Below are 19853 nucleotides of genomic sequence, written 5' to 3'. Positions count from 1 at the left end.
GACGGAACAATGGCAGAATTTTCAGTCAACACAAAGCGTTACGATCCTTATCGGACCTTTCTATTCCAGGTCGTCGTGGGCGGCCGCGTGGTTGCGGGCGTCAGCAAGGTCGGCGCGCTTTCACGCTCGACCGAGGTGGTCAGCCACCGCCCCGGCAACGCGATCAGCCACCAATACCACAGCCCCGGCCTGACCAGCCATGAACCCATGGTGCTGGAACGGGGGGTCACCTTTGACCCCGTGTTCCACAACTGGGCGAACGAGGTCTACAGCCCCGAAGGTCTGGGCGGTGTCAGCCTCAAGGATTTCCGCAAGGATATTCTGGTGACGTTGATGAATCTGCAGGGTGTGCCGGTGCGGTCGTACAAAATCTACCGCTGCTGGCCGTCGGCCTATACGGCCATGCCCGAATTGTCATCCAACGACAACGCCGTGGCGATTCAATCCCTGACATTGCAAAATGAGGGTTGGGAACTGGACGAGGCGGTCGTCGAGACGGCCGAGTTCTAGTCCCATGTCGGGGGACAGGGTGGATCTTTGTTTCGGTGTGGGCGGCGCGAAAGCAATCGTGCTAGCCCCGCTGACCGGCGCAGACGAGGCCGCAGCGGCAGCGCCGGATCATCTGTTGCGCCGACTGGCACTGACCGGAGAGCGTCTGGTGCATGGGGAAGAACTCGCGCAGATGACCATCGGCGACCGCGACCGTGCCATCGCCGCCTTGTTTCGCCAGCTGTACGGCGACGTGGTACAGGCGGATGCCGTGTGCGCAGGCTGCGCCGCAACCTACGAGATTCGCTTTTCACTCGCGGCGCTGACAGCTGGCCGTGTGCCCGATGGCACTGCCAGCGGCGATCCCGCTGCGATTACGCTGGGCGACACACGCCTGCGCCTGCCACAGATGCGCGATTTCACGGGTGCCCCGGACGATCTGATCGCCCGTCTTGTGCTGACAGGACCCGACCCTGATCCACAAGCCGCCGAACACGCGCTCGAGGGTGCGGACCCCGCGCTGGAACTTGACCTGACGGGTACCTGCCCGGAATGCGACACGGTCCAAGCGACCCCGTTTTCGATGGCCGGGTTCCTGCAGGCCTCAATGCAGCGCGACCGCGCATTTCTGGCACGCGAAGTGCATCTGATTGCCAGCGCCTATCATTGGAGCTTGGCCGAAATTCACAGCCTGACCAGACACGACCGCCAGACCTACGCCCGGCTACTGATCGCCGAACGTGAGGCAGGGGCGGTACAGATCCGGCGCGCATCATGACCTATATCCAACGCCTTTTCAAAGCGACGGCACCCGCGATGGGCATGTCAGTCTCTGTCCCGGCGGTGGTCTCAACCGTTGCAACATCGCCGATCTTGGCGGCCGACCAACGGCTGGGCATGTTTCCGGGATTGATTGATCCGTTCACGCCAGCGCCACTGCCGCCGCAAGCGCCGCATGGCGAAACCGCGCCCAGCGCGCCGACATCGCGCGTACCAGCGCCGCGCCCTGCAGCACAGGTTCCACAACATCGGCCCGCACCGCAAACCGACCCGTCGCAGCAGCCTGCAAAGGCAACGCCGCGTCCCGCGCCGCAGATGCCGAACCCAGAACCGGCAGCCGCCGCCGTGCCACCCCCCGCACAGCCGTCACCAGTCAAAAGCCTGCTACAGCGTCTGGTCGAAGCCGATCCGCTGCCTGCACCCGCGCGACCGACGGCACCACCACCAATTCAGGATCTGCGCACAGGTGATCACCCACGACCAACGGCACAGCAGCAATCGCAACACCGCCCCTTGGCACAGTCGCCAGCCGCCACGCAGATCCCGGCAGCAGCCCCCCCCCGTCATGCGCAACCCCACAGCGATCACCCCGGATCAGTTTCAGCCTGCTCGGGTCGATGGTCAGCAAAACGTGGTGCCCGCCGCAAAATTCGCGCCGACCCCAACCCCCGCCCCGGCGCCTCCGCCCATCGCGCAGCAATCGCAAACACCGCTGCAACCGACAGCACGCGAAAGCGCATCCCCGTTTGCGCGGCGTGTTGACTTGCCGCCGCCGCCCGCACAGCAACAGCCCGCCAACACACCGCCCCCCGAGCGGATCATAGAACGCATCCGCGACGTCCCGGTCGCGCCCGCGCCACCACCCAAAGCGATGACCGCTGCGGCGCAATCGGTCATCGGGCCATTGTCACAACGCGGTGCCGGGCGCTGGCAATCACGGCAGGAGGTCTGAGAATGCCACTGCTCGACTTGTCGCAAACCACCGTCGCGCTGCAGCGCCTGTTGAATTTCAACATGCCGCTGCTGGAACCCACGTTGGGCGGCACGCTCAGCATCTCGACACTGCCGCCCGAGCAGGTCGTCGGTGCCGCCAATGTGCTGAGCCTGTATTGCTATCACGTCAGCCCGGATGGATCGAACCGATTTCGCCCGCAACAGCACTCTGGCAGCCGCCCGATTGCCACGTCGCCGCTGACACTGGTGCTGAACTACATCCTGACCGCGCATACCGTCGTTGACAGTGATTTCAACGCGCTCGCTGAACAACGGCTGCTGGGCTATGCGATGAAGACAATGCATGATTATCCGGTGATTGACGACAGCACCCGTGTTGCGGGCCAGATCGTGCTGCCCGATGAAATAAGGGGCCAGAACAACAGCTTCAGCATCACCCAGCTTCAACTGACACCGGGTGAGGCGCTGAACTTCTGGGCCAATGAGAGCCAGATCACCGTCAAGCCGTCCTGCTATTACGAGGTAACGGCCGCCGAAATTGCAGCCGACCCGCCGACCCGCCTGCCCGGTTTGGTGCTGAGTGTCGGCAGCTACGTGATGCCCAGAAACGCGCCTGCAATCAATGCGACCAGTTCACAGGTTCACTTCATCCCGCCGCCCAGCGTCGGGGGCGCGCCTGCATCGCTGACGGCAAGCCCCGCGCGGGTCGGCCCGGTAACCGCTGCGCCACCTGCGGTGAACCGGCTGACGCTGACGGGGCGCGCCTTTGCTGTCGGCACCGCGCAGCGGCTGGTGCTGACCCATCCCAATTGGGCCCGCCAGTTTCCCGGTGGCCGCATCCCCGTCGATATGGCGCTGAACACACCACAAGGCTGGGCGCTGGATATCGCCGATGACAGCGTGATGGTGACCATGGGCAATGCGCTGATGGCCGCCCCACCCGATGGCGGGCCTGCTGTCGGCTTGGCCCTTTATCCGGGGATTTATTCCATCGGCTGGGAAGTTGACCGGCGGTTTGACCGCGACGGCATTACCCACACCGTAGCGGAACGGGCCAACACCTGCCCGTTTATCGTCGCGCCGCACATTGCCGCAACAGTCCGCGACAATGGCACCGGACGGGTAACGCTGGATTTGGGCGGCACGTGGTTGCTGACCCGCGGCCGCCCGGCGCCGCCGGATCCGACGCTGGCACCGGAATTGGATATCCAGTTGTCGGTCAATAGCCGCCCATACACGCAGGTTACGGGCCCGCTGACAGATCCCGGCACATTCGTGATCGCGGACCACAGCCTGACCTATGCACCCGATCCGGCCGATAACACGCCCGGCGAACATGCCCTGCGCGTCGTGGTGGATGGCGCCGATGCGCAGCCATTCTGGCTGGTGATCCCATGACCGTGCAATCGTCCGATATGGCGCATACCCATGAATTTGAACTGATCGTGGCCTGTGTGTCGACGCGGCTGGATCGGCTGATCGGGGGCGACAACACGCAGGCTGCGGTGCAAAAGGTTGCTGCGGCAGACGCCCGACTTCGCAATCAACCCGGCGGCAGCGTGCTGGATGCGCTCATGACGACCTTCGCCGCGACCGAGGCGGATCGCGCCGTGCTGATGACCTGCTTGGCACCTGAGTGCGACCCGAGACTGCTCAACCGATATCACGAGGTGACGGGGCGCGGCTGGGCAACGGAATGGCTCGCCTCGATCCTGTTTGCCCGCCCGGGGCAGGTGCTGCTGTCCCAGTCCAGCGCATTGATGCGCTGGCGCCTGATCGACGTGAAGGCCGACCAACCCGGAGAGCCGCCTGCCCTTGTTGCAGATCCCGCGATCCGGGCATGGATGTCGGGTCTGTATGAAATCCCGCTTGGTCTGACCGGCAAGGCACAGTTTCTCGCGCCGTTGCCACCCCTATCGAACTGGCCCGTGACCGACACTGTCGCCAAATTGGAACGCACATTCGCCCGTGAAACGCCGGTTCTGTTGACGGTGAACGCGCTGCCGGGCTCGGGTCGCGCCACGTTTGCCGCCAATATCGCCCGCGCGTTCGATCAGCAGGTGATCTTGGTCGATCCCGGCACAGGTGGCACACCGTGGAGCCGCGATGACACGGCCCTTGTTCAACGACTGGCCATTGTATCCAACGCCGCACTTGTGTGGCGCAGTGCCCCACCCGCGGGTGATCTGGCCCCCTTGGGCCGGGTCCCCCCCGCATTTCAGGTCCTCACCCGCAGCCCCGGTGACCCAACGCCAGAGCCGGGGCCGCTGGCACCATTCGCCGTCGATTTGCCACAGATGCAACCGCAAGAGCGGCGCGTGATGATCCGCGCCAGCATCGCGACTGCGGCTGACTGGACCGATGCCACCCATGACCTGCTTGCTACCCGCGCGGCACTGACCCCCGACGCCATTGCCCGACTGGCCCGGATCGCGCCTCAAACCGATGCCGAGGCAATCGAGGCGACAAATCAGACGCAGGCCGCCGCGATGGGCGCACTGGCTGACCGGATGACCGGCGATCTGTGCTGGGATGACCTGATCTTGCCAGACGCATTGTCAGGCGAACTGCGTGATCTCGCCTACGAGGCCCGGACCCGTCAACACGCTTGGGCCGCACCGACAATGGCCCGCCTTTTTGCCCGTGAACGTGGTCTTGTCGGCCTGTTCCATGGCCCCCCCGGCACTGGCAAAACGATGGCCGCACAGGTTGTCGCGCGCGAAATGGGTGTCGATCTGTACCGGATTGACTGCACCGCAGTCGTCTCAAAATACATCGGTGAAACCTCAAAGAACATGAGCAGCATTTTCGCCCGCGCCCGCCAGATTGATGCGGTCTTGTTCTTTGACGAGGCCGAAGCGCTGTTCGCCCGCCGTACCGACGTCAAGGATAGCAACGACCGCCATGCGAATGCCGACACGACGAACCTGCTGCAACTGATCGAAGGCCAGTTCGAGGGGACCGCACTGCTGGCCACCAACCGCAAGTCCGATATGGATGCCGCGTTCCTGCGGCGTATCCGCTACAGCTTTGAATTTCCGCGCCCCGCGGCCGACGCCCGTATCGCGATCTGGCGTCATGCCGCCACCGCGCTGACATTGGACAACGCCGCAGCCCTTGAAGGGCTGTGGCCGATCCTTGGCACCAGCCTCGAGATTACCGGCGCACAGATCAAAACGACGCTGCTGTCGGCATTTTTCGCCGTGCAACGCCAGAATGTCCCGCTGGATGCCGTGGCGATCCTGCGTGCCGCCGAACGGGAATTGATGAAAGAAGGGCGCGCTTTGGGTGCCCGCGAACGTGAAAGGATCCGCGCCTATGCCTGATCCCCTGCTTTACACCAATGGCTATTCGCGTGCGCCCAAACTGCTGAACGGATCATTTGTCCAGTTGCTTGAAGACATCGTCGGATTCTTGCCAAATGTCGTCACCTTTCAATACAACCCCGAAACCATCACACGGTCACTGGAACCGTGGAACCCGATGGCCGTGGACGATGCGGATCGCGGCAGTCAGGCACCCACGGTACAGCCGTTTGACGTACCCGAAAAATTCACCGGCTTTCAGCTTGAATTCGACGCCACCGATGGCATGGGTGCGGGGCACCCGGTCTATGAACAATTCGGGATTGAGCCGCAGTTGGCCGCCCTGCGCAAGCTGGTGCAGGCCAGCGAGGGACTGATCGGCGATCTGACATCCAGCTTCAAGGATCTGGCGGGGATCGGTGGTGGCGAAGCCAAGCGGCCAACCGTGGCGCCAACGCTGCTGGTACTGGGCAAGCGGGTCGTGCTGCCGGTGCGTATCACCAGTTTTTCGGTGGACGAAAAAATGCATTCGCCCACGCTTTACCCGATCATGGCGACCGTCAGCCTCGAGATGGAAGTCATGACGCCGGACATGTTCCGCTGCACCAACTCGCGCGCGGGCAAGATCGCGGTTGCCGCCTACGAATTCACCCGCCTGCGCGAAGATGCAAGCGCCGTCCTCAACCTAGCCAATGCAGCGAGCGCCGTCAGCTCGCTGCTACCGATTTAGGGGGTCACATGTCCGTCTTTGACGTCAAGAGCCGCTACGCCCGTTATGGGTCCGTCTATCAGACAACCGACAGCCGGGGCCGTCAGGTGACGGCTGTTTCTGCGGCAACCTTGCCCGACCGGCCCCCCTTGGGTGACCATCTGCTCAAAGACCATCAGCGGCTGGATCATCTGGCCGGGCACTACCTTGAGAACCCAAATGGCTTTTGGTCGATTGTACATCACAACAGGCGCCTGCTGCCCGATGCTGCCCTTGCCGGGCCATCGGTCAAGATACCGAGGGAAGGCTGATGGGCTTTGATCTGCTTCTTGCCGGCGGCACCGACAACCGGCTGTTTTCGTCCGATCTGCTATCGTGCATCGTCGAAGTGCGGGTCGAGCAGACGTTGGACCAGCCGACCCGCTTTGCCGTGCGGTTTCAGGACGACATCGAGGACGGGCGGCTGAAAAAGGCGGGCCTGCCGGAATTGCAGATCGGCCAAATCGTGTCGATCACAGTGGACCGGGGCAATGACCAATATGCCTGCCTGTGCCGCGGCGTTATCCTGGACCATGAAACCGTGATGACGCGCGGTGGACCGGGATCGACCTTTACCGTGCTTGGGCCGGATCGCCGGGATGAACTGGCCCGCGTCGTGCGCGACCAGAACTGGTCGGGCCGGGCATCCGAAGTGGCGCAGCTATTGCTTGGTAATACCTATCCCGTGTCGGACGTGCAGCGCACCGAAGAAGTCTATGACCTGAACGGAAACGCGCTGGCGCAGCGCAGCAATGATCTGGAGTTTCTGACCAAGGCAGGTGCCGATCACGGCTATCACTTCTGGGTCAGCTACAGTGCGGCACGCGAAATACCCCCCGCAAATCTTGCGATTACCGAGACGGCGCATTGGAAATCATCGCCGCAGCTGCAAGACAGCGCACCTTTTGGGACGCCTCCGGTCCTGCCGCTGGCGCATGATGCGCTCACGCTTCGTTACAACGTGCCTATTGCGGATTGCCCGAACCTGACCAAATTCGACCTGACCGTGGACGCCGAACGCCCGACGAATGTATCGACCAATGCCCAGAACCTCACAGATGGCGGCACTGATCCGATTGACGTCACCGATCAGGCGGCCCCGATGGGTGGCACCGGGCAAGGCCTCGCGCAACGCGCGCCAAGCCGGCAGATGGCCACCCGCCCACGCGGCACCGCACAGGACATGCGCCGCAGCAATCAGGCGGCCCTGCGCGACGCGGGTTTCTTTGTCAGCGCTGAAATTTCGACCACCCGCCACATGCTGGGCGGCATTCTGGAGCCGCATCAGGTGGTCGCTGTCGCAGGCATCGGTGGTGAAAACGCGCGCACGCCGTTTCGTGTCGCCCGTGTGACCCATGTGATCAACGGGGTGAACCATTTCATGGATGCCAAAATAGAAACCAACGTGCAGCTGCCGCCGAACTGATGGAAAGGAACCCGCGATGAACATGCCGTCCTCAGGAAGTACGCGGTCACCGCTTTATTTCGGGAAATATCCCGGCAAGGTCGTTTCCAATACGGATGACGAAAAACGTGGGCGGCTGCAGGTCAGCTTTACCGTCGGCCAGCAGGAGATCACCGATTGGGCCTTGCCCGCCACACCCTATGCCGGTGAGACCGTCGGTTTCTTTGCACTGCCACCCAACCAAGCGAGCGTATGGATTGAATTTGCGGCAGGCGATGCCAGCAAGCCGATCTGGACCGGTTGCTTCTGGGAAAAGGGACAGATCGCTGCGGCTGACGCGGTGCCGGAGCTGATGTTTCTCAAGACCAAAGGCGGCACGATCCGGATCCACGAAAGCGATGGCATCACAATCGAGCGTGGCAACATTTCGATCACCCTGACCGACAGTGAAATCACGATCACCGCGCCGCAGGTGACCAGCGATGCCAACGGTAACAAAGTGCAGCTCTCGGCCAGCGGGTATGACGTGCTGCAAGGTGCAATGAAGGTGACATAAGATGACAACAAGTGTGCAAACAATGGCGTCCGGGATCGTTGACAGTACGTCATCGCCCGCCACCGCGAAACTGAGCGCCAATCTGCGGGTCACCGCGTCCGGCCTGCCGGTTGGTGTGCTGGGTGACGCGATCACGTTCAACGGCCTGCCAACGGCCACGGGCAGTTGGGTCAGCGGCAGCCTGCGCGCAACGATTGGTGGCCTGCCCGTGATCAACCAGACAGCGCAGGGCATCAGCATCTTATCAACCGGATATCCGGGCGGCCCCATCTTGGTCCAGACCCCCGATACCCGGGTGAAGGTGGTATAGGCCATGTTCCAGGGATTCAAATATCCGCTTCAAATTACCCCCGCCTCGGGTCGTGTCGCGGTCGAACGGGACTACACGCGCTATATCAAGGGGCTGATTTATCAGGTCCTGCTGACCCGGCCCGGTGAACGGATCAACCGCCCGCGCTTTGGCGGCGGGTTGCGGGCGCTGGTGTTTGAACCTCTGTCGGATGCCAATGCCGCGATTGCGCAGGCGACCATCTATGGCAGCCTCAATGAATGGCTCGCGGCCCTGATCCAGATCGAGGACGTCCGGGTCGAAGTCGTGCAGCCCTCTACATTGGAAGTCACCGTGGTCTACCTGATCCGCGCAACCAATGAACGGCAATTCCTCAATGTGGAGGTTACCGAATAATGGCCAGCGCCGGACGTAAAGAACTGCTTTGTGCGCAGGTCCCGCTCCTGCTGACGGGTGTTGATTTTCTTTGGGTCAACCCGGCCAATCACCGTGAACTGGCGGTGTTTTTTGTGGTCGAGCCAAATGCATTGACCCGGCCGATCAATCCCCTTTCCACGGAATTCACCGTCACCATCACCGGACACGAAGACGACCGGGTGATTGCTGCCGACAGCTATACTTGGGTCAGCAGGGTCGACGCCACGGGTGCGACCCGGCTGACGCTCACCATTCTAACCCAAGCCGATGGCGGTTTTCAGATTTACACACTGCAGGTCACCGATACCCCGGATGATTTGGGTAGCAGCCGGATTGATCCGTTCTGCGACACGCTTGATTTCAGCTTCAAACAGGGGTGCCCATCGCCATTCGATTGCGCCGCTACCACCGATTGCCCGCCATCCGAAATCATCGACTACCCCGTTGACTATCTCGCCCGTGATTTTGAAAGCTTTCGCGCGGCCTTGTCGACTTTCGCCGCTGATCGCTACCCGGATCGGGACATCGACATGCCCGCCGACTTTGGCGCCATGGTGTTCGAAATGTTTGCCGCACTTGGCGATGAATTCGCGTTCATCCAAGACGGGTTCAAACGCGAAGGCCATCTGGAAACACTACGCGAACGCCGGTCCTTCAGCCAGTTGGCCCGCCTGCTGGATTATCGTCCGGACCCCGGCCAATCCGCTAGCGGACTGATCGTTGCGCGCCTGTATGCCGGTACGACCCGACCGCTTGGCACCGTGGCTGACTGCATTGATTTGCCTGCGGGCGTCAGGGTCTGGGCCGATCAGGAAGACCGGCCGCCAGTCCCTTTTGAAGTCGGCGACAGCGTTGCGCAAATGGTTGCCGGCGTGCCCGCATACCCGCTGCACACCCATTGGACAGATCTGGCCGTCTATCAACCTGATCCGCACACGCCCTGCCTTGAACGTGGCGCCCGGTCGCTGCTTTTGAACAATGCGGACCTGCTGTCCGGTCCCTTTCCGCCCGATGTACTGGCGGCCAATATCGGCGGCTACTGGCAAGGCAAGACCCTGCTGATTGAAACCCGCCCCGATGCACCCGACGCCCCTGTGCGCCGCCACCTTGTGACCCTTGATCAGCCTGCGGTACAAATGAATGATCCGCTGACCGGCGCAGGTCCGCTGACCTGGCTGCATTGGCGCGAAGAAGACGCACTGCCCTGGGGCGTTGATCAGGGTCGGGCCTTTGTCAGTGCCAATCTGGTGCCCATCCGCGCAGGTGCGCTGCGCCACGAAGACTTTGTCGTTGGACAAAGCGCCGACCCCGCGCTGGCGACTTTGCCGCGCAGTCTGGAACGCCAAGGTCCGATGGACCAAGCCGGCAACCGTCCCGTCATCCATCGCCATTCGTTGGCCGCGACCGCTGTTGACGGGCTGGACTGGACCCGGCTGACCGATGCGGCAGGTGCGGTGCGATATACGCCCGCGGCCATGCTTTTGCAGCTTGACCCTGACGCGGGAATGGCCGTGCTGACGGATTGGCGCGTAGGCGACGCCCCTCTTTCACTGGCTGCAACCGACGAAGGGGCCACGATGGAACCCGGTCTTTACGGTGCCGTTGCGCGGTTTACCCGCAATGGCCAACGGATCGTGCATCACGATTATATCGGTGATCCCGGCTATACCCTGCGTTTTGGGGACGGCACCTTTGGTCGTTTGCCCACGGACGGCGATGTGTTCCGGCTGTTCTGGCGCAGCGGTCCGGGTCGCACGTCCAATGTCCCCGCCGACACGATCGCCCGGATCAGCCCGCCCGATGGCGCGCCGCCGCCCGTCATGCCCTTACCCCCGCAGGTGCTGCAAATCCGCAACCCTTTTGCCCTGACCAATGGCCGTGACCCGCAGTCGCTTGATCTGGCGAAACGCATCGCGCCAGCCGCGTTCAAGGAACGCACCTTCAGGGCCGTGCGCAACGCTGATTATCGCGCACAGGCCGAAAGGTTGGAGTGGGTCACGGACGCGGGTGCCGTGACCCGCTGGACCGGGACATGGGCCACAACCTTTGTGTCCGCCGACCCCAAAGGCGCGTTCACCATCACGCCCGAGCGGATGGCCCAATTGCGCACGCGCATGGGTGCCGTGCGTCAGGTTGGCCGCCCGGTGATCACCCGCCAGCCCGTCTTTGTTGCGCTTGACCTGCGCATCGCGATTTGCCCCGTGCCCGGTTATGCCTTTGGCGATGTGTCCCAGCGTGTGCTGCGCGCATTGGACCCCGCCAGCGGCGGCTATTTCCACCCAGACCGCTTTACCTTTGGCCAGCCACTACGCCGCCCCGACCTAGAGGCGGCAATTGGCCGTGTCGCAGGTGTGCGAGCCGTCTTTGACATCATGATCCGGCAGCGTGGCAGCGTGAACTGGACCCTGTTCAACACCCCCCGGATCACCGTGGCCGACAATCGCAACCTCAAGGTCGAAAACAATCCCGACCGACCCGGCCAAGGATCAATCCAGATATTCAAAGACAAACTCCCCCAACTGGCCGAGGTGACCCCATGACGTTATGTCCCTGTGATCACACCGACCCACTGCGGCTGACGCCGATCGCGCCCGGCCTTAGCCGTCTGCCACGCCAGATTGGCGATTTTGGCCGGTTTCGGGCCGATCTGCTGGCCCGCGTGCGTCGCCATCCGGCCCTGTCGCAATGGCGCGCCCGTGACGCCGAGGATTTCGGGCTGATGTTGCTCGAATCCTGGGCTTATGTCTGCGATGTGACCGCATTTTATACCGGGGAACACGCTCAGGACCTATACCTGCAAACCGCCCGCAGCGATCAGGCCCTGCGCCGTCTTGTCGCCCTGATCGACCACATCCCACGGCCAGCCGTCGCGACGGAGGCGATATTGGCGGCGATACTGGACGGCTCTGATCCGGTCACCGCGCCTGCGCGCGCCGGGTTTCTGTCAGATGCAATCGACGACACGCCACCGCAGGTCTTTGAGGCATCCGTCGACACAGCGCTGGACCCGTTGCGCAACAGCTGGACACTGCTGCCAAAACGCGACACGACCTATCGCGCCGGCACGCTGCTGATCGCGCCCGCCAGCCGCAATATGGCCGAAGGCGGGCTGATCGTCGTAGACCCGACAGTCGGTACCCGCACGGTGGTCAGGGTCGCATCCCTGACCACGCAGGCCGCCCTTGATGGGGTCAACTATCTGCGGCTAAAGGTCGATGACCCCGGCAAACTACCCAGCGCGGCACTGCAAGTCAGCGATGTGCGGCTTTGGTCGTTCACGCAAACCGCGCCTGTGGCGACGGCGTCGGGCACCGCACTGCAACTCAACGGTCACTATCCGCTGCTGCGGACCGGCGCGCTCGTCGTGCTGGAAGACACCCGGCTTGACGGCGCGGTGGCACCACAGGTGCATATGGTGATCAACACCACACTGGGGCTTGGCGCCCCGCTCACATCGGGGTCGGGCAGCACCGCGGTCACGATCTCTGGCCCGCCGGTGACCAATGTCACGCTCGCGGCATCGACCGACATGCCCGCAAGCGGTGCAAGGCTGCACTTTGGCCATGTGCGCGCGGGACAGTTGGCTGCACCCGCAAAGACGGTCATCACCGGCGATGATCTGCTGGGTGGGCGCCCGATTGCGGGGGCGGTACAGGCACCCACTCTGGCTGGCAAAGGCGAAGTTATGGTCAGCGGCGCCGCCGATGCAGGCTTGCGCGTCCCGGGTGACGTTGACATTGACCCAGACACCGGCAGCGCAACCTTGCACCCCGGATCCGGGTTTGCCGGCGATCCCCTGACCATGCGGACGCCGGTTCAGGTGCATGGCAATCTGCTCCATGTTACGCGCGGCAAAACCGTGGAAGAGGTCGTCGGCAGCGGTCAGGGCGCAGGCGTGCCGTTTCAGACATTCACGCTGGCCAAATCGCCGCTTACCTATGTGCACGATGCAGCCGCGCCCGGCGGGCGGCGGTCCACGTTGCGGCTGTGGATTGACGGAATCCCATGGCAAGAGGTGCGCAGCCTGTTCACCGCCGGCCCGCGCGACCGGGTTTTTACCGTGCGGCTTGACGCAGCTGGCAAAGCCACGATCACCACGGGCGGCGATGGCTTCGGCCACCCTGCGCCACTGGGTGTGCAGAATGTCTATGCGCTTTATCGCTACGGTGCCGGTGATCCCGCGCCCGGTGCCCAACAGATCAGACAAATGGCAGGCAGCGTCCAGGGCCTGCGCCGTGTGTTCAACGTCACCCCGGCGTTTGGTGGTGCCCACGCCGATCGGCCCGAAGACATCCGGTTCAATGCGCCTGCCACCGCAGCCACCTTTGATCGGGCGATTTCAGCCAGCGACTTTGCTGCTCTGGCCAAGTATTGGGGGGTCCACGCCGCCGAGGCCGTAACCGAATGGGTGCCTGACGCACTGCGCGAAGGTGTCGTGGTGACGGCCGTTTTTGACGGCACCGCAGCGCCCGAAGACATCGCCAAACTGACCGACCATCTGGTCGCCCGCGCGGCCGAGGCCACACCGATCAGGGTTGTAGCGGCCCAAAAGCAAACCGGCGCATTGGTGCTGACCTACCAGCGTGCACCCGATTTTGCCCCCGACAAGGTGCAGGCGGCCTTGGCTGCGGCCTTTACCGATCCGTTTACAGGGTTCCTGGCCCCGCGCCGCGCCGCCGTCGGTGGGCCGGTGTTCCGTTCAGCCATTTTGGGACATGCCGGCAAAGTGCCCGGCGTCGGGGCCATGTTGTCACTGACGCTGAACGGTGTGGCCATGCCCATCCGGCTCGGCTTGCCGCCGCACGGCTATTTTGCCCCTGACTTTGCCGCGCAGGAGGTCACATCATGAGCATCGACACCCAGATGACCAGCCGCCCGGCCAACGACGGCTATCCGCAGTACTATACCGAAAAGCTGTGGTCATGGGTCCCCGAAATCTACCGCACGCTCGATACCGAATCCCCGGCAAACGGCGTGCTGCGCGCAATGATCGAACTGGTCGCCCAAGAGGCCGCGATCTTGCGCCGCGACATTGATCGGCTTTGGGATGATCAGGCGATTGAACTTTGCGATGATTGGGCCGTGGCCTATCTGGGCGCCTTGGTCAGCGTTACACCGCTCAGCGATGTCAACGCACGCGGCAATCGCCTCGCGGCGGGGCGCGCGATTGCCTATCAGCGCCGCAAAGGCACACCGATCGTGGTGCAGATGGCAATCCGTGACATCGCCGGTGTCGAAGGCATCGCGGTCGAGGCATTTCGCAGGCTCACCCGGTTTCCGCATCGGCTTGACGTGGATGCGATCACATATGGCGCGGTCACCCAGACCCCGACCGGCGGCTTTGCCAACTTGCGCGATCCGCGGATGGCAGGCCTGCACGATACCGGCTTTGACGAGGCCGCGCATTTTCCAGATCCCCGGCGGCTGCGTGGGCCCCATGGGCGCTACGGGGTGCGCAAGGTCAACCTGCATCTTTATCCGTACCGCAGCCTTCAGATTGACCTGCCAACGCCGTATCAGGTTGCGCCGGGCCGTCTTACCTTGGATCCATCGGGGCGGGATGTGACCCTGTTCCAGCGCGGCCAGACGTCCGGCCGCAGCCCCGATGCGATCCGCGAAGTGGACTTGCCTGACGCCATCCTGTGCCGGCGTTTCAACGCCAGCAGCCATGTGATCAGTGCCGCCGCACTGGCCGTGATCAACGATCCCGGGATCGACATGAAACTGGCGCCACTACTGGACCAACGGATGCGCAACGCTGCCATCTTCCGGCGCATCGTGGGCGCCCGGCTGACAGCGGCTGAACGCACGACATTCTATGCCGCCCTGCTGGATGCTACCCTGACCGACGATGCGCCCAAGGCAGTGCTTTGGGGCGATAGCATTGGCCTGACAAACGCCGCTGAATACAATGACGCGCCTTTGCCGCCCAGCGTCGTGGTCGCCGCCAGCCTGCCCGACTGGGAGGCCGGATTTAACCCCGAAACCTATGTCGTCGCCGCCATTGATCCCGATAATGGCCGCATCATTCCCGGCCCGGCCCATCAGGCGGCTCCGCTGTTTTGCGACCGGCTGCACATCGGTGTATTCGATCTGATCGGTGCCGTCGGCCAACGTCATCTCAGCACCGCATTACCGCCCGCTGATACGACTTTGCCTGCAGGACCGACCGGACCCGGCGGTGGCTTTACAGATGCGGGCCCGGTGCCTGCGGTCCTGCCTGCCCCGTTGATCGGCACCACCCGCTTCACCACCTCGCGCACCTATGACATCGCGCTGCCAGCAAGCCGCAATTTTGCGGGCATTACACAGGCCCGCCTTGACGCCAGCGACGGCGCCCGCCCTTTCGTGCGTTTGCGGCCCGCAGCCGGCACGCTCGACATCACATTCACCGCCGCCGCCCCCGTGCCGGGCGAAAAACGGACGTTGGTGATCGACGGGCTTTGGCTCGGCATGCTGGCTGAAACCTTTGCGCCACAGGGGCTGCTTGACCCAAGCGATCCAGTGACGCCGATTGTGGCGCGGGTGATCCTGGATGGTGATTTTGATCAGGTCACATTGCGCCATGTAACGCTGGACCCCGGCGGGGAACAGGCCCGCGCCACCCCCTTGCAGGCGGTGGCGATCCCCACTGTCCGCCTCGAGATCGAAGGCCAGATCAGCCATCTGCTGATTGACTGCTGCATTACCGGACCGATTTGGGAAACCAACAATGACCCCGCCCTGTGCAACCCCGGCCAGATCGAGATTTGCGACAGTATCATTCAAAGCATTCTGCCCGGCCAACCCGCAATCCAGACCCGACTGGCACATGTGGCACTGACCCGCTGCACCATCTTTGGTAGGGTCGAGGTCGCACGGCTTTATGCCTCAAACAGCATCATCCGGGGGCGGACCCGCACCACCGACAGCCAGCATGGATGTTTTCGCTATTCGGCCACCGGGCGCGCCGGTGCGGTGCTGCCGCCGCAATTTGAATCCTTTGTGCCAGACACGGGCCTGCCGGCCCACTGGTTCCGGTCCCGCCGCTTTGGCGATGCGTCATTCGGCGTGCTGTCGCAAACAGCACCCGAGGCCCTGCGCCGTGGTGCAGAAAACGGCGCCGGGATGGGTGCCTTCAACGCCCGCGCACTTGCGGTCTTGCTGGGCGATCTGCACACGCAGTTGCGGCAACTGCTGCCCGTCGGCCAAACCCCACAATATATTTTCGATCCCATTTCATCCCGAACGGAGGACCTGTCATGAAAGGCGATATTTCTGCCGATTTCCATGCCCCCAAGAAACGCTTCACCGGGGCGCGCGCCCAAAGCGGCCGGGTTCTGACCGACGCCGACTTCAACGCGGCATTCGATGTGCTGGACAACACGCTTGAAACGCTGGTGCGCAACCTGCTTTGTGCGGCGGGCAGCCCTGATGCCGGACTCAAGGTGTTGTCGGCCACACCGCTGACGCTGGCCGGGCCCGACGGTACCAGCCACGCCACCTACGAGATACAGACCGCCACCGGCAGTTTTGTGCTGGGCGGGCGTGCTGTGCTGCTGGACAGCCCGATTTCATCAGTCGCGCAATCGGATTGGCTAAGCCAGATCCTGACCCCCGGTGTTTTGCCCCCGGCCCCGGTGGCTGGGCGAAATGATTTGATCTGGATGGAGCAGATCGAAGGCGCGGTGCGCGCGATCGAAGACCGTGAACTACAGGACCGCTCACTGCCAGCCGACACCACTACCCGGCTGCGCCCCCAGATCAAGCTGCGCGTGCTGGATGACGTGCCCCCCGATTGCCAGGATGCCCGCGAAACACTGGCCGAGACACTGCGCCTCGGCGGCCATGCACTCAGCGATGACCGGACCGAACTTTTGTCAGGCGCACGGCTTGGGCTGGCGTTTGTGGATGATGGGCCCAATTTGGACCCCTGCGCGCCCGGTGGTGCGGCGGGGTATCTGGGAGCCGAAAACCACACGCTCAAGATCATGTTGACGGCCGCCAACCGGTTTGTCTGGGCCCATGATCATGGCGATCCGCTGTACCGGGTGCAGATTGACGCCAGCAACGGCCAAGTCGTGTTTCTGACCGAACCGCGCGATCCAATGCTGTTCCCGCTACCCGATCAGATCATCGAAATCCTGCCTTGGGATGTGCGTCTGCCCAACGGTGAAAAGGCCGCAGCGCCGCTGGGCCATCTGGCGCGCCTGACCGGGCACTACGATCCGCAACGCCGCCGGGTCGATTATGATGGCACGATGCCGGGCGATTGGCAGACATGGCTGGACGCGGTGCCTGATGCGTGGCTGGGCCGCGACGATGACCCGCCGCGTTTCTTTTATGCCCGGATATGGCAGGCGCCAACAACCGGCACCGGCCCCGATGAACCGACGGGGACCAACCTTGTCCTGCCTGAAACGGGCATCGCACTGCATTTCAGTGGCACGGGAGTCGCCGGGGATTACTGGACCGCGTCGCTGCGGCCCAATGCGCCGGAAACCGTGCATCCGTGGCACCTTATGATTGACCCTGCTGCGGGCGACATACCACTGGCGCCGCCCATCGGGCCACGCCGATTCTTTGCGCCGCTGGCATTGGTCAACTGGCCTGCGGGTGGCGGCGCGCCCACGATCACCGACTGCCGCAATACATTCCGCCGCCTCTGCCGCATCCAAAGCTGCTGCAGCTATCAGGTCGGTGACGGGCACAAGTCATTTGGCGACTTCGACAGCATTCAACAGGCAGTTGACGCGCTGCCCGTTTCCGGTGGGCAAATCTGCCTGCTACCGGGCACGCATGTCGGGCCCATTGACCTGCGCACGCTGTCAAATATCAAGATTTCAGGCTGCGGCACCCGCAGTCTGGTGGAGATCACCCAAGACCCGCTCGCTCCGAACCGGCCGGGCGTCTGGCTGGACGACGCGACCCACATCACCTTCTGCGATTTTGCAATCTCTGGCAGTGGCGGCCCGGTTTTCGGCGCAATCGACGGTGCGACCGCAATCCATTTCAGTCGGCTCGATATTCTCGCCCGGCAAACCGCCGCCATCGCACTGCGCAAGGCCGTGGATATCACCATCGCCGATTGCAACATCACGGCCGAGGCCTTGGCCCGCGCGCTCGAGGCGGCCGATATCGAAAACCTGCTGCCGCTGGTGTTTTTGTCCGGGCGCGATCTGGCGGTCCTACGAAACGGGATCATCGCCGAAACCGGAGGGATGGACCAAAAGAGCAAAACCAAACTGAACCAAAACCGTGTTGCCCTTGGCGGGCTACAGATCGGGGGACGCAGCAGCAATATCGAAATCGCAGGCAACCGGATCGAAGGCGGCAATGGTCACGGCGTCACGCTTGGGTCGGTGACAATCACGGATGGAAAGGACAAAGGCGGTCGGATCGTGTCAATCCCGCCTTGGATAACCATCGACGACGACGGCTGTGTCAAAGTCAGGCCCGGTGGCACCGTCGAACGTCCGGGCGAAAACGGCCAGCGCAACGTCGACAGTGACGGTCGCATCACCCGGCTGCGCATCCGCGACAACCTGATCGGCAGGCACGGCGGCTGCGGCATCTCGGTTGCGCATTGGTTCATAGCAAAACCGGATATGCCGATTGATCGGCTTGACGATATCGAGATTGACGAAGTGCGCATCTGGGAAAACCGAATTTACGAATGTATGCAGATCAATCTGGCCAATGCCCTGCCGGTCGATGCCGCGTTCAATTCCGGCTACGGCGGCATAGCTCTTGCCTCTGCCACAGATATATCCATCCAAAACAATGAAATTCGTCAAATTGGCGCACAAGGACGATCACCGATCTGCGGTATCTACATTCGCTACAGTGAACGGCTACGGATCACCGACAACCGCATATCGGACACTGGCCGCCCCGCGAACCTGTCCAATCCGCTGCTTGTCGGTAATATCGGCGGGATCGTGGTCGGTCACGTGGACGGCATCGAAGAGGGACTTGGCACGCGACCCCGCGAAATCCCAGCCGCCGTGATCACCGGCAATACCGTTGTCACACCCGAAGGCCGCGCGCTCGAACTGAGCGGCAGCGGGCAGATGCTGGTACAGGGCAATACACTGACCAGCCACGGCAACAACATTGGCGGTGTGATCCTGATGCTACTGATATCGCTGCTGCAAAACAGTGGCAAAGTCGGTGATGACATGACCAGCGATGAACGCGAAGGCCAATACCGCGCTGCCATCGCACAAATCGGCGGCTCGGCTGTGTTGATCATGAACACCGGCGTGAACCGCAATCTTGCGCTGTTTGGCATGGCCACATCGCATTACATGTCCTTGAAAAAGAAGAAAAAGGCTCCAACGGAAGACGTGCCGACGGAAATGGAAAAGCAACCGCAGGCATGGTCATCATTCGATAGCAAAATGGGACACAGTGACCGCAAGGAAACCCAAGGCCTGCCGCGCGGACCTGTTTCATTCAGCGATAACATGGTGACGTTCGATGCGATTTCCGATGCGATCACCCTCTCACTTTCGTCTATCGCAATCGTATCACTAGACGATGTCGGGATGCATGACAACCATTGCGCCATTGATCTGACGTCAGATTTCGTGCTGGCCAACGCGCTTGTCTTTGGTCTGGCATCCTGTCGGGTGACGGGCAATCGGTTCCGTGAAGTCCTGCCAATTGGTGGGCTTCGCGACAAAAACCCGCTGCCCCGCACGCTGCTGTCTGCGGCAACCTTTGGCCTATTCAATGCGACTGAAATGAATCAGGGCACCCATTGCTTCCTGACGCTTGGGGTCAAGAAACCACGCATCATCATTGACGATACCGCCGAGGTGCCGACCGCATGGCTTGACACCAACCGCCACACCATCCCGGACGAATATTGCGCAAGGTTCCAGGCGCTGAGCCGGATCATGGATCAGGATTGAAGGAGTAAGGCG

The 19853-nt window shown here is 62.6% G+C and carries 16 protein-coding genes; 15 read left to right on the top strand and 1 reads right to left on the bottom strand.

The window, feature by feature from the left end:
- The first annotated feature begins 9 nt into the window (after positions 1 to 9).
- Entirely contained in the window at positions 10 to 510 is a 501-nt protein-coding gene (locus QZ196_RS09835; protein WP_296425921.1) for a phage tail protein, read from the top strand.
- A gap of 19 nt (positions 511 to 529) precedes the next feature.
- Complete coding sequence (locus tag QZ196_RS09830) at positions 530 to 1267, top strand: hypothetical protein (protein ID WP_296425919.1); 738 nt, start codon at positions 530 to 532, stop codon at positions 1265 to 1267.
- A gap of 144 nt (positions 1268 to 1411) precedes the next feature.
- On the opposite strand, the gene QZ196_RS09825 is transcribed toward QZ196_RS09830, so the two are convergent.
- On the bottom strand, positions 1412 to 1639 hold the full coding sequence (locus QZ196_RS09825; RefSeq protein ID WP_296425917.1) for a hypothetical protein: 228 nt from the start codon (positions 1637 to 1639) through the stop codon (positions 1412 to 1414).
- A gap of 195 nt (positions 1640 to 1834) precedes the next feature.
- Between QZ196_RS09825 and QZ196_RS09820 the strand changes: the two genes are divergently transcribed.
- Genes QZ196_RS09820 through QZ196_RS09760 form a run of 13 tightly spaced genes read left to right on the top strand, consistent with a single transcriptional unit; the run spans position 1835 to position 19841 of the window.
- Positions 1835 to 2221 (top strand): hypothetical protein, encoded by a 387-nt coding sequence (locus tag QZ196_RS09820; RefSeq protein WP_296425916.1) that lies wholly within the window; start codon positions 1835 to 1837, stop codon positions 2219 to 2221.
- Positions 2222 to 2223: 2 nt separating this feature from the next.
- A complete protein-coding gene (locus QZ196_RS09815) occupies positions 2224 to 3621 on the top strand; it encodes a Pvc16 family protein (RefSeq protein ID WP_296425914.1) in 1398 nt (465 codons plus the stop codon).
- Complete coding sequence (locus QZ196_RS09810) at positions 3618 to 5549, top strand: AAA family ATPase (RefSeq protein WP_296425912.1); 1932 nt, start codon at positions 3618 to 3620, stop codon at positions 5547 to 5549. The genes QZ196_RS09815 and QZ196_RS09810 overlap by 4 nt, the downstream gene beginning before the upstream one ends.
- A complete protein-coding gene (locus QZ196_RS09805; protein ID WP_296425910.1) occupies positions 5542 to 6258 on the top strand; it encodes a hypothetical protein in 717 nt (238 codons plus the stop codon). The genes QZ196_RS09810 and QZ196_RS09805 overlap by 8 nt, the downstream gene beginning before the upstream one ends.
- 8 nt (positions 6259 to 6266) lie before the next feature.
- A complete protein-coding gene (locus QZ196_RS09800; RefSeq protein ID WP_296425908.1) occupies positions 6267 to 6548 on the top strand; it encodes a hypothetical protein in 282 nt (93 codons plus the stop codon).
- A complete protein-coding gene (locus QZ196_RS09795) occupies positions 6548 to 7702 on the top strand; it encodes a hypothetical protein (RefSeq protein ID WP_296425907.1) in 1155 nt (384 codons plus the stop codon). The genes QZ196_RS09800 and QZ196_RS09795 overlap by 1 nt, the downstream gene beginning before the upstream one ends.
- Positions 7703 to 7718: 16 nt before the next feature.
- Positions 7719 to 8237 (top strand): phage baseplate assembly protein V, encoded by a 519-nt coding sequence (locus tag QZ196_RS09790; RefSeq protein WP_296425905.1) that lies wholly within the window; start codon positions 7719 to 7721, stop codon positions 8235 to 8237.
- A gap of 1 nt (position 8238) precedes the next feature.
- A complete protein-coding gene (locus tag QZ196_RS09785; RefSeq protein WP_296425904.1) occupies positions 8239 to 8547 on the top strand; it encodes a hypothetical protein in 309 nt (102 codons plus the stop codon).
- A gap of 3 nt (positions 8548 to 8550) precedes the next feature.
- Complete coding sequence (locus tag QZ196_RS09780) at positions 8551 to 8922, top strand: GPW/gp25 family protein (protein ID WP_296425902.1); 372 nt, start codon at positions 8551 to 8553, stop codon at positions 8920 to 8922.
- Positions 8922 to 11483, top strand: coding sequence for a hypothetical protein (locus QZ196_RS09775; protein ID WP_296425900.1), 2562 nt, complete (start codon positions 8922 to 8924; stop codon positions 11481 to 11483). Before QZ196_RS09780 ends, QZ196_RS09775 begins: the two co-directional genes overlap by 1 nt.
- On the top strand, positions 11480 to 13792 hold the full coding sequence (locus QZ196_RS09770) for a hypothetical protein (protein WP_296425898.1): 2313 nt from the start codon (positions 11480 to 11482) through the stop codon (positions 13790 to 13792). Before QZ196_RS09775 ends, QZ196_RS09770 begins: the two co-directional genes overlap by 4 nt.
- The gene (locus QZ196_RS09765; RefSeq protein WP_296425895.1) at positions 13789 to 16188 is read left to right on the top strand and encodes a hypothetical protein; all 2400 of its coding nucleotides are present in this window, start codon (positions 13789 to 13791) and stop codon (positions 16186 to 16188) included. The genes QZ196_RS09770 and QZ196_RS09765 overlap by 4 nt, the downstream gene beginning before the upstream one ends.
- Positions 16185 to 19841, top strand: a complete 3657-nt coding sequence (locus QZ196_RS09760) for a right-handed parallel beta-helix repeat-containing protein (RefSeq protein WP_296425893.1) — start codon at positions 16185 to 16187, stop codon at positions 19839 to 19841. Before QZ196_RS09765 ends, QZ196_RS09760 begins: the two co-directional genes overlap by 4 nt.
- Positions 19842 to 19853 lie beyond the last annotated feature (12 nt).

This window comes from Yoonia sp. (assembly GCF_017854565.1).
Lineage (GTDB): Bacteria > Pseudomonadota > Alphaproteobacteria > Rhodobacterales > Rhodobacteraceae > Yoonia.
The sequence above is the reverse complement of the archived record's forward strand: the minus strand, read 5'-3'. Positions and strand labels throughout refer to the sequence as shown.